Origin of the sequence: Pantoea sp. CFSAN033090 (assembly GCF_001264395.1) — a bacterium.
In the GTDB taxonomy this organism is placed as follows: Bacteria; Pseudomonadota; Gammaproteobacteria; order Enterobacterales; family Enterobacteriaceae; genus Pantoea; species Pantoea agglomerans.
Map to the genome: position 1 here is coordinate 1 of NZ_LGYX01000025.1, position 18,043 is coordinate 18,043.

Here is an 18,043-nt window from a genome sequence, read left to right on the forward strand (position 1 = left end):
GGCGAAGTGCGTGTCTTTCGCAACCCTGATATAGACAATAAATTAGAGCCTGGCTAACCGCCCGGCTGGAACCAATGTTCCCACGCTAAAGAGCTCTTGAAGTCTAATGAAGTTACTATTAGATAGCAAGCAACAAGCGCGCGCTCGTAGCCCCGCCACGCCTGCCCGCTTTATGCAGTGGTTTTCATGCACCTGCATGACATAAACAAAAGCCCGCCAGTATTGGCGGGCCGGGGCATAAACGATCCTTTTGGGATCATGCGATTTCATGCAGCATAGTCATGCACTGCCGGGATTGTCTTCCTTCGCCGGTTCAGGCGTTGAAAAATCATCGAACGACTTGTAGGTTTCAGTATCGAAAAGTGAAACCCCCTCAACCTGATCCATCGGCATTACGTGCCGAAAATGGCCAAAGTTAAGTGGCACAGAATCAGCTGTAATGTCCTGACTCAGATAAAGCTCAAAATATCTATGCTGTTCGTGATAGCGCAACGTGTCTTTATCACGGTAGCCGCTGATGTAAGGGATAATGGCAAGGTGTTGTGTATCGTGATGCTCCATACGAGGCGCTGCAACATAACCGATATAAACTTTACGTGACTTCAGGGTAACAAAAATGAGCTTCCCTTCATCAATCGCTTGGACCAGTAATGACTCGATACCATCCTGTGCTGCCATTTCCCGATACGCCTGCTGTCTGTCTTCGTCGTTCTCCAGCGCCCGCTTCGCACTGTTTCCCTGCTCAACAGCAAGCCATACAGCCATCGCCATTGAAAGAACGAAGAAAAGCGGATAAGACATGACCTTAATGTCAGTCAGCCATGAGTAATAATCAGCGTGGAGGCTGGGCCATATCATACCCAGAATGTTGACTACGGTACTAAGGAGAAGAAGTAAAACAAAAAGAGCGGTGACAACACCAAAGCCCTGAATAGCGAACTTACATCCATGCATAGCTACATAAAAGTAAGCATTCCAGCCATCACTTCGGGCTAACTTTATGCGGGATTGGTAGTGATTCTGTGTGTACCAAAACCCGCATACCAGAACAACCATAATGATCAGCGGACCCATCAACTATCCCTGTCGTTTAGCAGCCAGCTCTTCCATACGCGCACGCATTGAGTCACGCACCTGCTGATTTTTCATGTTAACCGTCGCTGAGCCGTTCAGGTCGGTGATAATTTTACCGCTTCCGGAATTACTGACATCATGACGGATAGCTTCCTGCATGATCTTACCCGGTGCGGATAACATCTTTCTAAGAAGTTCGGTCATATAACCTCCTGATGACACAAACGCCGCTGGCAGCGGCGCTTACTGTGTTTTGCTACCTAACTATAGGACAGCTGAAAATAAACATAATTCGGCGAGAGCTACTTCTTAACCTACCTGGCAGTCCCAGGCAACCGTTTTTAGTTGAAATGTTTATGACCAGACAGAGCCTAACGCCTCGCAGTGCTCGTTGTTCAACCTTGCCAGCGCCAAAAATAAATTTTGTCGCCAGCAACGTTATCAGTGCTGGTACTGCCAGCTGTCGTCTTCCCATACTGCCTGCAGGATATCCATAACATTCTTTTTATCATCATCCTGCCTGACGCCGCTCAGCACAACGCCGTTTGCAGAGCGTTTGCGGATGCGAATGCTGGTATCAGGATAAATCGGTAGAAAATTCTTATAAAGTTCGGCCTCAAGTGCTGAGAGAGTTTCCGGGCTGATTTTTTGCTCTTTGTTAATCATGATCTCGATGCGCATAACATTCTCTATTCTACAGCGTAAAAGATTTCATCATCAGAGACATTCTTACTGCTCGAGTGCGCTAACTCAGCGATGATACTCATCGCCAATTTCATATCAGATTTCTTGCAATTTGCTATAAGCGAAACCTCAGCAATGAACTGAACGCAAGCCATCTTACGGTTTATCGGTGCCAAATCTTGAGTGTCCATCTAACCCTCCCTTAACCCTAAAGGCTGTATAAGCATACAGTAGTAGATGCGTTACGAAATGTGAAATGTTTTTTCATTCAATCGGACCTAATCTGAAAATGAAATGTAAGGTTTTCAGTGGTTCCAACCTGTTATTTTGATTAGACAAAGCCTTACTTGCCCCTGACTAGCGGCTTCGCTTATAGCAACTTTGTTAGTTCAGTTCCATTGACGCCATTTATCATCTTCCTGCAGCCGTCCGTTCTTATAGAAAATGCGCATCCCCGCGGCTGAATTGAGACTGCCACCGGCCAGAAGCAGGTTTGTTTCATTCTCTTGACTGGTAAAACCTCTCACTAGCAACTCTGCAACCAGAAGCGCCCGCTGATCGTCATCAATTTGCTGCTTGTAACCCTTTTTCTGACGCGGTTTCACTACCCGGAGACGCGCCAGCAGATCCCGGCGCTGTTTTCTGGTCATATTGTCGAAGTCTGCCGGGCCATAAAGAGGCGTTTCACCCGGTTCTATAGGTTCAACAGTACCGGATTGCCCCCTGAAGAGTTCAGTTTTTCATCAGGGGGACAGTTATTGCCACGAGTCCAAGGGGCGCTGGCGCCCTGGTCGGCTGTCGCCTCCTGAACGTCAACGGCCTTACGGACCATCTTCCACTTTGTTGCATGCGTGCAGATACGGCCCGCCACTAACGGGGACCAGATGCCATAAATGCGGGTGCCGTGATCTCCGTATGGGGTCGGCTCGTCGTTAAGTTCATAGGCTGTTCTGACTATGTGATGCTTGCGCGGAACCAGTACGCCGCCCTGTTTCGTAATGTAGGTAGCAAAGCAGCCTGCATCTGCAGCGGCCAGTACCGCGTCCAGCTGCACGTTTTCAAGCACCGGCGCACCGGCTTTTTTATCGGCCTGATTTCTCAGCTCCTGACCGGCAAGCAGGCGCAGTTCCCGGTAACCTCGGCTAAGGTTACACCTCACCCTTTCCCTGATTAACCTCACACTCTCATACCCACCATTTTCCCTGTAAAAGACGCCACTCATGCTCATTCTGATAACCCGACAGATACCCCGGAGTCACTTTTTAACCCTGCAGAGGGTGTATCAGATTATTTTCATAAACCCGCTATATTTACGGATATGAACAAATGCAGTCCAGACGGGCCAATTGAAATCTGCACAACGTGTGCGCTGAGGTCAGATTCACAATGCTGCAGATTAATTTATTGAACAGAAGAGTATGAATAGATTAGAGGTTTATCATGAAAAGTTCATCGAGTGCTGAACTCTGCTGCCGGGTAATTCGTGGAAGAACCATCATGCCGCTGAAGAAAGTTGCGTTGTATCAGGTCGAATTTAAAAATGGCAGATTTGCTGTGTTACGCATTAATAACCTTCTGACGCTTCAGGAAGGCGATATTATCTCAAGAGTTAATGAAGTGTGGTCTGCAGGACCAGATATTATTCAACTTTCACCATTCGAATTTCTCGACCAGGGTGAATCACAACGTTATTTCACCGAGTACGAAAGATAATGCAGAGTTATCAGCACATTGAAATTAATGTTACGAAGATATTGCCTCAATGAGGGATAAGGTTAAACAGTATGACTTGCTGCTGCCTGGTGATCGCAACATAAAAAGACGACGGACTTTATATAACATACAATGACTTACAGTGAGGGCATAAGACTGCCTGTCCTTTATTCTTTTTAGCTACAGACTGTCTGGAAAACTTTTTACACACCGGACACTGTGTATTGGTTTCGCTGCTGTGTAGCGCGTCGAAGAGAAAGCTCAACCAGGTCATGTCGTTATCCTCTGAAATGTTGCCATTAGCGTAACACAGTGCAGGTAAATTAATTTTTTTATCTGTCGGCTCTGATGTTAAACAGGGCTAAGGTGAGGAGAAGGCAGCTGTTTATTTTTTTAACTTTATTTTATCGCCATAAGAGAACGCCAGCCGGTTAATCAGGATAGCTACGAATAACGGAAACAGGACTATAATCAATATCATCTATACCTGTTTATCACCTCCAGCCCTTCTTTTGGCTCCTTTTTTGTCATCCTTTCTTTTTTTCCGGATCCATCTGCTGCGTAAGCGCAAGGAAATGAGTGTGAAAATAAAACTGACGACGTGGTTCAGCCGGGAAAGTGAATTACCCGATGAGCATTTTCCTTTGTTCCCGACTGAAGGTATTTATCAGGCCCACCGGCCAGATATTTTTTCGGCTGAACAAATGGATAACTACGGCGAAAAATTAGCGAAAACGCATACTCTGTCGGGTGGAAAATGGTCCTACCGACTGTTGCAGCAGCTGGCAGATAATGAACTGTCATTGACGCGCAGCGCAGAGATCCTGAGTGAAGGTGATAAACGCAGCCAGACACCGGCGGCCGTCTGGATACTGGATAATTTTTACATCATTGAAGAGCAGATCCGCCTGGTCCGGCACCTGTTACCGGCCAAATTCGGTAAAGGACTGCCCATGCTGGAGGAGTCGGCTCATTACCTGCGCATCCAGGCTATCGCCGAGGAGATGATTAAGCACAGTGATGGCAGACTGGAAACCAGCGTCCTGCATCCTTTTATCGCTGCCTACCAGCGCGTTACGCCCCTGCTGCTCGGCGAACTGTGGGCCCTGCCTGCCATGTTACGTTTTGCGCTTATCAACAATCTGTCCCGGATTGCGGCTGACGTGGCCAGGGTACATCAGGAACGTAATAAAGCGGAGCAGTGGATCAGCGATATCCTCTCCACTGCCGCCGAAGATGCGTCAAAAGTTATTCTGGTCATCGCTGATATGGCCCGCCAGAACCCGCAGGTTTCCGGCGCTTTCGTTGCTGAACTTGAACGGCGCTTAAGTGGCCAGAACAATACTCTGGCGTTAACCTGGGTCGAACAACAGCTGGAAAATACCGGCCGGAAAACCTCGGAAGTCATTGAGCAGTTCAACCGGCAGCTGGCCCTGAGTCAGCTCTCTGTCAGCAACAGTATTACCGGCCTGCGGCAACTCGGCGAAATTGACTGGCAGGCTTTTGTCGAATCCGTCAGCCTGGTTGAGAAAGTCCTGCAGCAGGATCCCACCGGGACATACCCGCTGATGCATTTTGACAGTCGCGATGACTACCGCCACGTGATTGAACGTCTGGCACGGCACAGTCGCTTTGATGAACGTGAAGTCGCCCAGGCTGTGCTGACGCTGGCCAGCCAGCCTGATCTTCCCCTGCGTCAGCAGCATGTCGGCTATTACCTGCTGGATAAAGGATTTCAGCAACTGGAACAGCAGCTTGACGTTAAAGTAACGTGGCTGAACAGGAGCCGGCAGCATCTGAGCCAGACTCCTTTACTCTCCTGGTTAGGCAGCCTTTTACTGCTGACAACCGCGTTTACCGCCGAGATGCTCTACAGCACCCATCAGGCGGGCATGGCGTCATTACTCTGGTTGCTGGTGCTGCCCGCCATCATTGTCAGCAGCCAGCTAGCCTTGCAGTTGCTGAGCGAGTTAACCACCCGCAGCCGCCATCCCCTTCCCCTGCCCCGACTCGATTATTCTCTGGCGGTACCGGAGCATGACCGCACACTGGTAGTTATCCCCTGTTTACTCAGCAGCAATGAGGGAACAGACGCCCTGTTGCGCTCTCTGGAAATCTGCTATCTCGGTAACGCCTTAACGAATATCAGTTTTGCGTTACTGACCGACTTTACCGATAGCGCCGAACAGGATCATCATCATGACGCCGCGCTTATCCGTTACGCCGTGCTGAAAACGGAAGCGCTGAATCGGCGCTACAGCGGGGGTAAATCGGACATTGCGCTCTTCTCCCTGTTACACCGTGACCGCACCCATAATATTTCTCAGGGCGTCTGGATGGGGTATGAACGCAAGCGCGGTAAGATCCATGCCCTGAATCGCTGGCTTCAGGGTGAAGAAAACGCCTTCAGCGTCACGGTAGGTGCCACGCAGACGCAGCTGCACAGCGTTAAATATGTGATTACTCTCGACAGCGACACAATACTGCCGCGTGAGACTGCGCATAAGCTGATTGGCGTCATGGCCCACCCACTCAATGCACCGGTGTTCGACGATGTCAAAAATCGGGTAGTTGAAGGCTATGCCATCCTGCAGCCTCGTCTGGCTGAAGAGATACCGGTTAACGGTCAGAGCCGCTATGCCCGGCTGTGCAGCAGCATTCCGGGGAATGATGCTTACTCCTCACTCTCATCCGATATTTATCAGGATCTGTTTGGTGAAGGCTCATTTGTCGGCAAGGGTATTTACGATGTCGCTGCCTTTAGCCGGGCGATACGCAATACCTGTCCGGAAAATCTGGTGCTGAGCCATGACCTGCTTGAGGGGTGCTATGCCCGCTCCGGTGTGGTCAGTAACGTCGTCCTGTATGAACAATATCCGGATAGTTATCTGAGCGATGTTGCCCGACGATTTCGCTGGGTGCGGGGCGACTGGCAGCTCCTTAACTGGCTACGGTTGCAGGTGCGGCAGGAAGATTGCAGTCGTCAAAAGAACCCGCTCAGTGCGCTTTCCCGCTGGAAATTAACAGACAACCTGCGCCGCAGCCTGGTGGCGCCTGCCCTGCTGATGCTGGTGTTTATGCTGTGCACGATAGTACCGAACCCGGCATTCTGGGTCGGATGCATCATGCTCTTTCTGCTGCTTCCGGGACTGCCAGCGTTGGTAATCGACGGGGTGACGAAAAGTAAAAAGCGTGCCTGGCGGCAGCATTTATCCATGCTGGTCACCGATGCCTTTAACCGCCTCTCCCGCGCTGGCCTGGCGCTGGCCATCCTGCCTCACGAGAGTTACTGGTCGCTGAAGGCGATTATCGTAACCTTATGGCGCCTGACTATCAGCCACCGCTTTCTGAACGAGTGGAAAAGCGCTTCATCACAGAAACCTGTCGAGCCTGATGTGCGCCATTTCTACCGCCGCATGTGGATTAATCCGGTAGCAGGCGCGGCTCTGGTATTCCTGACCAGCCTGAGCATGCCGTTGATGACGCATGTCGCACTGGCGCTCGCTTTATTGTGGGCGGTCGCCCCCGCGTTACTGAGCCGCATGAGCCAGCCTAAACGCGCTCAGCCAGGCAGCCTTTCAGCGGAACAGCGCATCTTTTTGCGTCGCACCGCGCGTAGAACCTGGGCCTGGTTTAACGAATTTGCCAGCAGTGATAACAACCATTTGCCGCCGGATAATCTGCAGGAGATTCCGGAGTCGCGGGTGGCCCACCGGACCTCACCGACCAACATTGGCCTGTCGCTGCTGGCAAACCTGACGGCCTGGGATTTTGGTTATATCAGCCAGAATCGGGTCATCAGCCGGACGCTCGACACCCTCGATACCCTTGATCGAATGGAGCATTTCAGAGGACATCTTTATAACTGGTATGACACCCAGACGTTAAAACCGCTGAACCCACGCTACGTCTCAACGGTAGACAGCGGTAATATGGCGGCTCACCTTGTGACCCTTCAGGCTGGCCTGGCGCAGTGGAAATACCAGCCGGTGATGTCTCTCCCCTGTATCCTGGAAGGTCTCTCCGATACCTTCTCACTGCTTAAAGACCAACTGAGCGACACCCGCAGCGACATTGTGGAACAAATCGCAGCTAAGCTAAGCCTGATGCAGCGCGCTTCACCCGCCGATTTTCACGCCGGGATGCAGGCTCTGCTGGCATTAAGCGTGGTAGCAGAACAGGCTTATCTTCCGACAACGCGGTTAAACTGGCCGGCGCTTTTCCACCAGCAGCTGGTCGATTTCACTCAGGAGTGGGCCCTCCTTTTCAGCTGGGTTACCCCGGATGCGCCACTGCCTGCCGACATTCCGTCATTGCTGTGGCTCGCTGAGTTGAACCTGAACCGCCCCGGGCTCCCGGAAAAACAGGCAGAGACTGCGATATGGGCCGCCCGCGAACGGATGGCTGCCCTGCTGGAGCTGGACAGCCGCCTCAGCGATCACGCCAGTATGGACTTCCGCTTTCTCTATTATCCGGCCACATCTTTACTCAGCGTGGGCTATAACATGGACAGCGGTCTGCTGGACGCCAGCAAATATGACCTTTTCCCTTCAGAAGTCCGCCTGACGCACTACTTTGCTATCTCCACCAGCCAGCTTCCGGCCAAGAGCTGGTTTGTACTGGGTCGCTTATTTACTCAGCTGAATAACCAGCCCGCCGTGATGTCATGGAGCGGCTCAATGTTTGAATACCTGATGCCGCACCTGGTCATGCCGGTTTACCCCGACACGCTACTGGAAAAGATGGCGTTATCGGCGGTCAGGCAACAGATTGTCTCGGGTAACAGCACCAATACGCCCTGGGGCGTTTCGGAATCGGGTTACGCTGCGTTTGACGTCAATCATAACTACCAGTATCGGGCATTTGGTACGCCGGAACTGGGTCTGAAACGCGGCCTGAATGACAATCATGTTGTTGCGCCCTATGCGACGCTGCTGGCGCTGATGGTGCTGCCGCAGGAGGCGACAGCTAATCTGATAAGACTTAAAAAAATGGGTGCCAGCGGTGACTACGGTTATTACGAAGCGCTGGATTTCACAGCGGATCGACTGGCTCCCGGTCAGCCATTTGCGATCGTCAAATCGTATATGGCCCATCACCAGGCAATGGGATTGCTTGCGCTCTCTCACCAGCTGCTGGATGCGCCCATGGTCGCGCGCTTTATGTCCAGCGCACTGTTTCAGTCTTCGCGTTTGCTGCTTCAGGAAAAAGTGCCTGATGATATTGAGCTCTATACCCCACGCCGCAGTTTTGTCGAAAACAGTGACCCTAAACAGCAGCGCAGCATTCCCGACCAGCGTGAATTCAGTGGTTCAGATCCGCGTCAGCCACAACTTCAGCTGCTTTCCAATGCAGATTATCATCTGATGGTGACGCACGCGGGGACAGGCTACAGCCAGTGGAAGGGGCTGGCACTCACCCGCTGGCGTGCGGATAGCACCAGCAACAACTACGGAACGTTCTGTTACGTTACCGATCAGCAATCCGCCGAAGTGATTGCTCACAGCTATCAGCCGACCTGCTGCGAGCGTCCGCATTATAAAACCCGTTTCAATGATGCCGGGATTGAGTTTGACGCTTCAAGCACCACCTTCAGCATTCACACGCATATCGTGGTCTCCCCGGAAGATGATGTGGAGATCAGACGCATCACGGTCACTAACCGTTCCCGTCAGACCCGCCCGTTTGATATCACCAGCTACACCGAAGTGGTACTGGCACCAGCAGCCAGCGATATGGCCCACCCTGCGTTCAGTAATCTGTTCGTCCAGACTGAGATCGTTGACAGGCTGGAAGCGATTCTGGCTCACCGTCGGCCACGTGAAGAGAAAGAAGTGACGGCATGGATGTTTCACGCGATGGCGATACATGGCAATACCGGCCGCCAGACCTCTTTTGAAACCGACCGGGCTCGTTTTCTCGGGCGCGGCAGGACGCCAGCCGATGCTCAGGCGCTGATGCCGGGCAGTGAATTAACGGGTCAGCAGGGAGCGGTGTTAGATCCCGTGTTATCAATTCGCCAGTCAGTGACGTTAAAAGCGGGAGAGGCCGTCACCATCGATATGCTTTACGGTGTGACACTTCAGCGTGACACCACTATTGCGCTGATTGAGAAGTACCGTAACCACATCAGCGCCGATCGGGTGTTTGAACTGGCGTGGTCCCACAGTCAGGTCGCCTTGCGTCAGTTGAATATCCGCACCGAAGATACCAGCCTGTTTAATCAGCTGGCCAGTGCCGTACTGTTTTCCAGCGCCGAAATGCGTGGCGAATCAGACGCGCTGATGCAGAACCGGCTGGGCCAGGAGTCATTGTGGCGCCATGCGATTTCGGGTGATCTGCCGATTCTTTTGGTTCGGATAGAAAACATTAATCAACTCGACCTGGTCACCACGCTCATTCAGGCGCACCAGTACTGGCGACAAAAAGGACTGACGGTCGATCTGCTCATCCTGAACAGCGACCAGGGCGGGTACCAGCAGAACCTGTTCAATCAGCTCACGACCCTGATCCCTGCCGGAGATGAACGGCAGCAGGCGGACAAACCTGGCGGCATATTTATCCGCAAAAGCGAAAGTTTTTCCGCTGACGATCTGCAACTGTTGCTGAGCGTCGTGGCGGTCGTGCTGGAAGGCCGGAACGGCAGCCTCGCCGATCAGCTCAGCACGCTGTTAAAACCGGTGCGCACCCCGCCTGCATTTGCGTTTCCATCGATCAGTAAGACGCCGCCGCCTGCAGCCGTCACCTTTTCGCCGGAGCGGTTGCAGTTTTTTAATGGCACCGGTGGCTTCAACGAAGACGGCAGCGAATATCACATCATTCTTTCCGGCCAGCAGCAGACGCCTGCGCCGTGGTGCAATGTGCTGGCCAACAGCCAGTTGGGCACCGTCATTTCCGAGAGTGGCCAGGGCTATAGCTGGTATGAAAACGCGCATGAATATCGTCTGACGCCCTGGCACAACGATCCCGTCAGTGACAGCTCTGGCGAAGCGCTTTATCTGCGTGATGAAGAGACGGGTGATGTCTGGTCGCCCACGCCGCTTCCGGTTCGCGGCAAGGGGGATTATCTGACCCGTCATGGCTTCGGTTACAGCACGTTTGAACACACGGAGTATGGCATCAGCAGCTCGTTAACGGTGTTCGTGGCAGAGGAGGCGCCGGTCAGACTTTCCCTGCTGACGCTGAGTAACCTCTCTGGCAAAACGCGTAATCTTTCGATTACCGGATACGTCGAATGGGTTCTGGGTGAGCTGGCGAGCCGCTCCGCAAGGCATGTGGTGACGTCCCCTGCCGCTATCGCCACAGGCAGCGCGGTTCTGGCCAGAAACTTTTATAACAGCACGGGCTCTGCGCGGACCGCTTTTTTTGCCGTCACAGGTACCCGGATTGCGCACAGCGGCAACCGGCTTGAGTGTCTGGGTCGTAACGGCACCACACGGCAGCCCGCGATGATGAATGTTCGTGGTCTGTCAGGTAACACCGGGGCAGGAATGGATCCCTGCGCCGCGCTGCAGACGCTGACGACACTGATTGACGGCGACAGCCGCAGCTTTGTTTTTGCCCTCGGCGTGGGGGAAGATGAGGGTGCAGTGACCGCGCTGATGCAGCAGTTCCTCTCCACCGGGGAGGCACAGAACGAGCTGGCCAGGGTTAAACAGCACTGGCACCAGCTACTGACTAAAGTGCAAATCCAGACACCGGCAACGGAGGTCGATTTACTGGCAAACGGCTGGCTGCTTTACCAGACGCTGGCCAGCCGTTTGCTGGCGCGCAGCGGATATTACCAATCCGGTGGTGCCTTTGGTTTCCGCGATCAGTTACAGGATACGCTGGCGCTGACCCACGCTGCCCCGCAGCGGCTGCGCGATCAGCTGTTGTTGTGTGCATCCCGCCAGTTTATTGAGGGAGATGTACAGCACTGGTGGCATCCGCCTGCTGGCCGTGGCGTCAGAACCCGCTGCTCCGACGACTACCTGTGGCTGCCCTATGCGCTGTGCCGCTATGTGCAGGCAACCGATGATATGGCGCTGCTGTCACAGCCCGTCAGCTACCTTGAAGGTCGCCTGCTGGCAGAGGACGAAGAGTCTGTCTATGAGCTTCCGGGCGTCAGTAAGATTAATGAACCGCTATGGCAGCACTGCGTTCGCGCGGTTAACCACGCCCTTAATTACGGTCAGCACGGCCTTCCGCTGATGGGCTCCGGGGACTGGAACGATGGTATGAGTACCGTCGGGATTGCCGGCAAGGGTGAAAGCGTCTGGCTCGGCTTCTTCCTCTATACGGTTCTGGACCGCTTTGCCGCGCTGGCTTTGCGGTTCGGCGATACCGATACCGCCCGCCACTGTCAGGAGCACGCGCAGACGCTCAAAACCGCGCTTAACCATGCGGCCTGGGATGGCGAATGGTATCTGCGCGGCTTTTTTGACAGTGGCCAGACGCTCGGTTCACATGCTGACAGTGAGTGCCGGATAGACGCCATTGCCCAGAGCTGGTCGGTACTCTCTGGCGCAGGCGAGGACGCCAGATGCCGGTCAGCGATGGAGGCGCTTTATCAGCATCTGGTTGATAAGGATAACCGGCTGATTAAATTGCTCACTCCGCCTTTCGATGGTGCAGGGCCAAATCCGGGCTACATTCGCGGTTATTTACCGGGTGTCAGGGAAAATGGCGGTCAGTACACCCATGGGGCTCTGTGGGCGATTATGGCCTTTGCGGCGATGGGTGAAACAGAGCGCGCCTGGTCCCTGCTCTCTATGATTAATCCGGTTAATCATAGTGGCAATCAACAGGATATGGCGATCTACAAAGCGGAGCCTTATGTGATGGCTGCGGATGTGTATGCGGCCGAAGGCCACAGCGGGCGGGGTGGCTGGACCTGGTATACCGGTTCGTCAGGCTGGACCTATCAGCTTATCAGTGAGAGTCTGCTTGGGATAACCCGGCGCGGCAACGCGCTGTCTGTCCGGCCACAGCTTCCCGCTGACTGGTCAGAGATAAAAATTGTCTACCGTGATGGGGAAGGGATCTACAACATCCGGGTCACTCGCGGTGACAGCATTTATCAGCTGTGGCTGGATGGCAAACGGTGTGACGGTGACGAAATAGCGCTGGAAAGCCATCGCCAGGAACATCAGGTTGAAGTCTGGCTGGGCTCTGCGTCAGATTAAGTTAAACCCGACAACCCTTCTGCATCAGCTTAAAGAGGAGATTCAGTGACCTTTGCGAGCGGGCCGTTGAGCTGCCACCCGCGTCAGCACGGGCAGCTCAACGGCAGCGTTCTGTTGAATGGCGAGGGTTAATCGCCTGCTCACAATTATCTGTCGCCCTGCCCTGTTTTCCCTCGCGAAGCCCATGCTATCTTGTGGTTTTGATTTTTTCAGTGGGCAAAATTGATGACAAAGTTGCGGGTAGGGATCGTGTTTGGCGGGAAATCGGCTGAGCATGAGGTGTCGTTACAGTCGGCCAAAAATATCCTTGAGGCGATCGACAAAACCAGGTTTGACGTGGTGCTGCTGGGCATTGATAAGCAGGGACACTGGCGTCTTAACGATGCTTCAAACTTCTTACTGAACGCTGAAAATCCGGCGCTGATCGCGCTGAATCACGCCGCTGAAGATGTGGCGCTGGTGCCCGGCACGACTCAGCAGCAGATTATCACCCGTCATAACGCCCATCCACTGTCGCAGATCGACGTTATCTTCCCTATCGTGCACGGTACGCTGGGTGAAGATGGCTCCCTGCAGGGCCTGTTGCGTATGGCCTCGTTACCTTTTGTCGGTTCCGACGTGCTGGGCTCTGCGGTCAGCATGGATAAAGATTTTACCAAACGCCTGCTGCGCGACGCCGGCCTCAACGTCGCGCCGTGGGTGAGCGTCACCCAGGCCCAGCGTGCACAGCTGGACGCCAGCGCAGTCATTGCCCGCTTTGGCCTGCCGCTGTTTATCAAACCCGCCAACCAGGGTTCATCGGTGGGCGTCAGCAAAGTGGACAGCATTGAAGAATTTGATGCCGCGCTGGCGCTGGCCTTCTCCTTTGACCGCAAGGTGCTGATTGAGCAGGGTATCAAAGGTCGCGAGATCGAGTGTGCGGTGCTGGGCAACGATGCCCCCGAAGCCAGTCCCTGCGGTGAAGTGGTGGTGCATGACGCCTTCTACTCGTATGACACCAAATATATCTCTGAGAGCGGTGCGCAGACGGTGGTCCCGGCAGCCATTTCACCGGAAACCAGCGATGCAATACGTGAGGTCGCCATCAAGGCCTTTACCGCGCTGGAGTGCTTTGGCATGGCGCGCGTCGATGTATTTTTAACTGCCGATGGCGAAATTATCGTCAACGAAGTGAATACCCTGCCCGGCTTCACCAATATCAGCATGTATCCGAAACTGTGGCAGGCAGCCGGCCTCAGCTATCAGGATCTGAGCAGTCGCCTGATCGACCTGGCGATTGAACGCCACCAGCAGGCCAGTACCCTGAAAAGCAGCGTCAGCTGACAGAACCCGGCGGCGTGGCGTTATGCCACGTCGCTGGTGATGGCACGGTAGTTAACCGGCGAGGTCTGATTGCGGCCATTGCGTTTCGACAGATAGAGGTTTTTATCGGCTGCGGAAATCAGCCGGTTGATGACGCGGTGCCACTCCGTCGCCTCACCGGCACTGCCATGCGCCAGCCCCAGACTGACAGTGACCGTGGCCGTACTGCCCTGCAGCCAGAATTTCTCTTTCGCCATCTTCTGCCGGATGCTCTCAGCAAGAAAGTAGAGCTTTTCCGGATTCTGGTCGAACAGCACCACCGCAAACTCTTCGCCGCCAAAACGGCAGATGCGCCCCTCTTTACCCACAACGCGCTGCATACGGCGGGCGATCTCTTCCAGCACGCTGTCACCCGCATCATGACCAAAATTGTCGTTAATCGCTTTGAAGTAGTCGACATCCAGCAGGATCACGCCCGCCCGGCGGTCCGGGAAGATCGGCTCAGCACGCAGACTTTCATAGAGGCCGGAACGCGACAGTAGCCGGGTCAGGAAGTCATAGTTGGCGCGCAGCGCCAGACGCTGGTTGAGCTGGCGAATCGCATCCATGCTCACCGCCACAATCAGCGGGCTGATCGCAATGGTCGCCACGCCCAGCCGTGCCGAGGTCAGATGGGTGATCGGCAGCATATTGTCATCGCCCTGGATATTCATCACGCCGTGCGAAACCAGAATGATTTCGCTAATGCCGGTGAGCAAAATCACCAGACTGGTGAGCGGCATCGGCAGCACGATGGCGCACCAGACCAGCGCCGGAACCGGGAACGTCAGGCTGCCTGCGCCGCCCATCATCGCGCCAATCATCAGCGAAAAAATCACGGCGACAACCGGTGCCAGCTTGCGCATCTGCATAAACTGCCGGGGCGACAGCGACGCCCAGTCGCGCGTCAGCAAAAAGGGCAGCAGCATCAGCCCGGTTGAGAACTGTTCGCTGAACCATTCGCCCCAGGCCGTCACCAGCCCGCTGTTAAAATCGGCCTGCTGCGCCAGCGCCCCCCAGCTGGCGCAGGCCAGTCCGGCCAGCAGACAGGCCGGAAAAATGCGCAGCACGCTGGTTATACGCTCGCTGCCGGAGTCGTGCTGAAGATGTTTTACCAGCAGCGTCACCGCCACCAGCACAAACAGAAGATTCGCCATGTTGAGGGTAAAAGCAGAGAGCGCCCAGCCTGAAAAAACGATGTCGTTAAACACCATCGCAGCAAAGGTAGCCAGGTAATAGCGGGTCTGATGCAGAAAAGGATTCCGGACGATCACGCCAGTGACGATCGCGTTGACCGGCCAGAACAGCGACAGCTCCTGTGGAAAGCGCAGGTGTCCGCCGATAAAGCAAAACAGCAACGTGATTAAAAACAGTGAAAATGCGTTCTTCTTAACGTTGTGCTCTTCAAACAGCTGTATGCGCATACATCCGGACCTTGTCACAGAGAGGCTGGCTGTCCACGCCAGCCTGGACAGGCGCGTGGTGTCAGAATGATTAAATCCTGAATATCCTCAATGTCATCCGGCGATAAAACCGCGTTTCATGGGCTAACTCAGAAAAGTTACCGTTTTGAGGCTAAACCCATCAGATGACAGCAAAAACTGGGGCTCTATTATGCATCGTAAATAAAAAAATCGGATATCCGAGATATCCGATTTTTGCTGTTCTGACGACTTTACCGTTGCGCTAAACGCTATTTTACGGCAACCGGCCACTGACTCAGGCGAATGCCGCGTTTGTCGGCGTTATCGCCAAAATCTTTCAGCACCGCTTTAACGTCGGGATCGATATATTCCGCATTGTCGTTATCGACGATGACTACGCTGTTCTCCGGGATCTCATCCAGCAATCCCTGCAGCTTTGGATTGTGCATAAAGGTCAGGTTCTGCTGAAAGCGCAGCACGTAGTGGTCGTCATAGCGGGTGAGCTGCAGCGCGTTGCGATGGCTCTTATAGATGCTATAGAGGATCTGCGTGGCGATGCCGATACCAATCCCGACCAGCATGCCCAGCGTGATAATACCGACGATGGTGGCCAGAAACGGCACGTACTGCTGCGCGCCCATCCGGAACTGCTCAATAAACAGTTTGGGTGTCGCCAGCTTGTAGCCGGTATAGAGCAGCACGGCAGCGAGGCTGGCCAGCGGAATGGCGTTCAGCATCTCACTGAACCACATACCGCAAATCAGCAGCAGCACACCGTGAATGAAGATCGACAGTTTGGTCTGCGCGCCCGCACTGACGTTAACCGAACTGCGCACGATCACCGCCGTTATCGGCATCGCGCCAAGAAAACCGGCCGCCAGGTTACCGATGCCCTGCGCGAACATCTCTTTGTTGGGCGACGGCGCGGGCGTCTGAGGACGCAGTTTTTTCAGCGCCTCCTGACTCAGCAGCGTTTCCAGACTGGCGACCAGGGCTAAGGTCACCGCAACGACCCAGACCTGCGGATTCTGCCAGGCCATCCAGTCGGGCGTTTCCAGCTCTGCTACCAGCGCGGAAATGCTGTCAAAAGCGGGCAACGAAATGCGCGCCAGACCGCTGGTCATCTCCGGGAACAGCCGTCCACCCAAGACGGTAGCAAGGCAGCCTATCAGCACGGCAATCAGCGGCCCAGGGATCCATGCCAGCGCTTTGATCCGCTTCACCGGTGCGGTGGTCCAGAGACATAAAATGGCCAGGCCGACACCCGCTACCGCTACCGCAGGCAGCGAGAAGGTCATCTCACCGGTCACCAGTGAAACCAGCTCCGCATCGCCCGCGGCACCCAGCGCCACCGGGATCTGCTGCATGATCAGCAGCAAACCGATCGCCGCCAGCATCCCTTTAATGACGCTGCCCGGCACCAGCGAAATAAACCGTCCGGCACGCAGCAGACCAAACAGGCATTGCAGTGCTCCGGCGATAATCAGCGCGGTGAGAAAGGCGGAAAAACTGCCCAGAGACGCCATTGAGGCGACGACGATGGTGACCAGGCCTGCCGCCGGGCCGCTGACGGCAAACCGGGACGGACTCAGTGATGTGACCACCAGGCCGCCAATCACACCGGTCAGCAGACCGGCAAACGGCGGTAATCCGCTGGCCTGTGCGATGCCAAGACAGAGCGGTAAGGCGACCAGAAACACCACCAGACCCGCAGGAATGTCGCGACGCAGGGTATCGAGGTTCATAATGAAGGTTCCTCTGCAGATTGATGAATCAGCTCTTTAAGATGGCCGGAGCGCAGGTCATACACACAACCAAACACCTCCAGTTCCTGGCCCGATTGCCAGATTTGCCGGACCGGTTCAGATTTCACCAGTCTGGCGAATTGCGCCTTAACGTTGGCCTCAACCAGCCGATCGAGCTGTTCACCCGGCTCCGCGTCTGAAGGGGGGCTTTCCGCCAGGCCATGCTGAATGTCATGACGCAACGTCTGAATGCGTCTCGCCAGCGCGCTCTCCTGCCCGTCCAGCACGCTGCCCGGCAGATTCTGCGCGGCTTCCACCCCACCGCAGCCATAGTGGCCGCTTAATACAATGCGTTTTACACCGAGAAAGAAGAGCGCGTATTGCAGCACGCTCAGTAAATTGTCATCGTCCTCAATCACCATGTTGGCGATATTACGATGCACAAAGAGTTCGCCAGGATGGGAGCCGGTTAAGACTTCTGCCGGAACGCGACTATCAGAACAACCTATCCAGAGTGAGTGCGGCTTTTGCTGATGAAGGAATTTTTTAAAGTAGTCTGGATTACGCTGGCGGCGCTGTAATGCCCAACTGCGATTTTTCGCTAATAAGGGTTTAAGTGTCGTCACAATCATCTTCTCTCTACTATCGGGATGTCGCATCCTGGCTAACCACAAAGTGTATCGGCTCACAAATAAAGCGTGAGCCGCCAGGTAAATAAGAACTGAGTCACAGAAAAAGGTTATAGCCGCTAACCATTACCAATGCACGAGCAATATTTCACAGCACTTTAACATCATGCTATTTGTCAATCTGGCGTCAGTAAGAGTCAGGGGTAAGTAAATTTAATTAAGCAGCAGAGAAGTGAAATAATTAGCGGAAACCATTTTAAGATCAG

General features: G+C 54.1%; 11 protein-coding genes and 1 pseudogene. 3 read left to right on the forward strand and 9 right to left on the reverse strand.

Annotated features, from left to right (window positions below; translation table 11 throughout):
- Nucleotides 1-279 precede the first annotated feature (279 nt).
- From AFL22_RS19430 to AFL22_RS24300, 5 genes and pseudogenes are all read right to left on the reverse strand, one after another.
- Nucleotides 280-1,074, reverse strand: a complete 795-nt coding sequence (locus AFL22_RS19430) for a hypothetical protein (protein ID WP_052271965.1) — start codon at nucleotides 1,072-1,074, stop codon at nucleotides 280-282.
- Between the two features lie 3 nt (nucleotides 1,075-1,077).
- Nucleotides 1,078-1,278: a hypothetical protein gene (locus AFL22_RS19435; protein WP_031291987.1), complete on the reverse strand. Its 201-nt coding sequence runs from the start codon at nucleotides 1,276-1,278 to the stop codon at nucleotides 1,078-1,080.
- Nucleotides 1,279-1,515: 237 nt separating this feature from the next.
- Entirely contained in the window at nucleotides 1,516-1,755 is a 240-nt protein-coding gene (locus tag AFL22_RS19440; RefSeq protein ID WP_052271966.1) for a DinI-like family protein, read from the reverse strand.
- Between the two features lie 8 nt (nucleotides 1,756-1,763).
- On the reverse strand, nucleotides 1,764-1,949 hold the full coding sequence (locus AFL22_RS19445) for a hypothetical protein (protein ID WP_052271967.1): 186 nt from the start codon (nucleotides 1,947-1,949) through the stop codon (nucleotides 1,764-1,766).
- Between the two features lie 198 nt (nucleotides 1,950-2,147).
- Nucleotides 2,148-2,899, reverse strand: a pseudogene (locus AFL22_RS24300) (replication endonuclease); the annotation flags it as partial.
- A gap of 299 nt (nucleotides 2,900-3,198) precedes the next feature.
- Between AFL22_RS24300 and AFL22_RS19460 the strand changes: the two are divergent.
- The gene (locus tag AFL22_RS19460; RefSeq protein ID WP_235194758.1) at nucleotides 3,199-3,471 is read left to right on the forward strand and encodes a hypothetical protein; all 273 of its coding nucleotides are present in this window, start codon (nucleotides 3,199-3,201) and stop codon (nucleotides 3,469-3,471) included.
- A 118-nt stretch (nucleotides 3,472-3,589) separates the two neighbouring features.
- Here the strand turns inward: AFL22_RS19460 and AFL22_RS24685 are convergent, their stop codons facing one another.
- Complete coding sequence (locus tag AFL22_RS24685) at nucleotides 3,590-3,745, reverse strand: YnfU family zinc-binding protein (RefSeq protein WP_216844881.1); 156 nt, start codon at nucleotides 3,743-3,745, stop codon at nucleotides 3,590-3,592.
- A gap of 301 nt (nucleotides 3,746-4,046) precedes the next feature.
- Between AFL22_RS24685 and AFL22_RS19465 the strand changes: the two genes are divergently transcribed.
- Together AFL22_RS19465 and ddlA are read left to right on the forward strand one after the other, a co-directional pair.
- Nucleotides 4,047-12,638, forward strand: a complete 8,592-nt coding sequence (locus AFL22_RS19465; protein WP_241773200.1) for a glucoamylase family protein — start codon at nucleotides 4,047-4,049, stop codon at nucleotides 12,636-12,638.
- Between the two features lie 225 nt (nucleotides 12,639-12,863).
- Complete coding sequence (gene ddlA, locus AFL22_RS19470; protein WP_052271970.1) at nucleotides 12,864-13,961, forward strand: D-alanine--D-alanine ligase; 1,098 nt, start codon at nucleotides 12,864-12,866, stop codon at nucleotides 13,959-13,961.
- A gap of 20 nt (nucleotides 13,962-13,981) precedes the next feature.
- On the opposite strand, the gene AFL22_RS19475 is transcribed toward ddlA, so the two are convergent.
- The 3 genes from AFL22_RS19475 to AFL22_RS19485 form a co-directional block, all read right to left on the reverse strand.
- On the reverse strand, nucleotides 13,982-15,403 hold the full coding sequence (locus tag AFL22_RS19475) for a GGDEF domain-containing protein (protein WP_022623912.1): 1,422 nt from the start codon (nucleotides 15,401-15,403) through the stop codon (nucleotides 13,982-13,984).
- Nucleotides 15,404-15,672: 269 nt separating this feature from the next.
- Entirely contained in the window at nucleotides 15,673-17,148 is a 1,476-nt protein-coding gene (locus AFL22_RS19480; RefSeq protein WP_052271971.1) for a SulP family inorganic anion transporter, read from the reverse strand.
- A complete protein-coding gene (locus AFL22_RS19485; RefSeq protein WP_029519418.1) occupies nucleotides 17,145-17,780 on the reverse strand; it encodes a carbonic anhydrase in 636 nt (211 codons plus the stop codon). Before AFL22_RS19485 ends, AFL22_RS19480 begins: the two co-directional genes overlap by 4 nt.
- Nucleotides 17,781-18,043 lie beyond the last annotated feature (263 nt).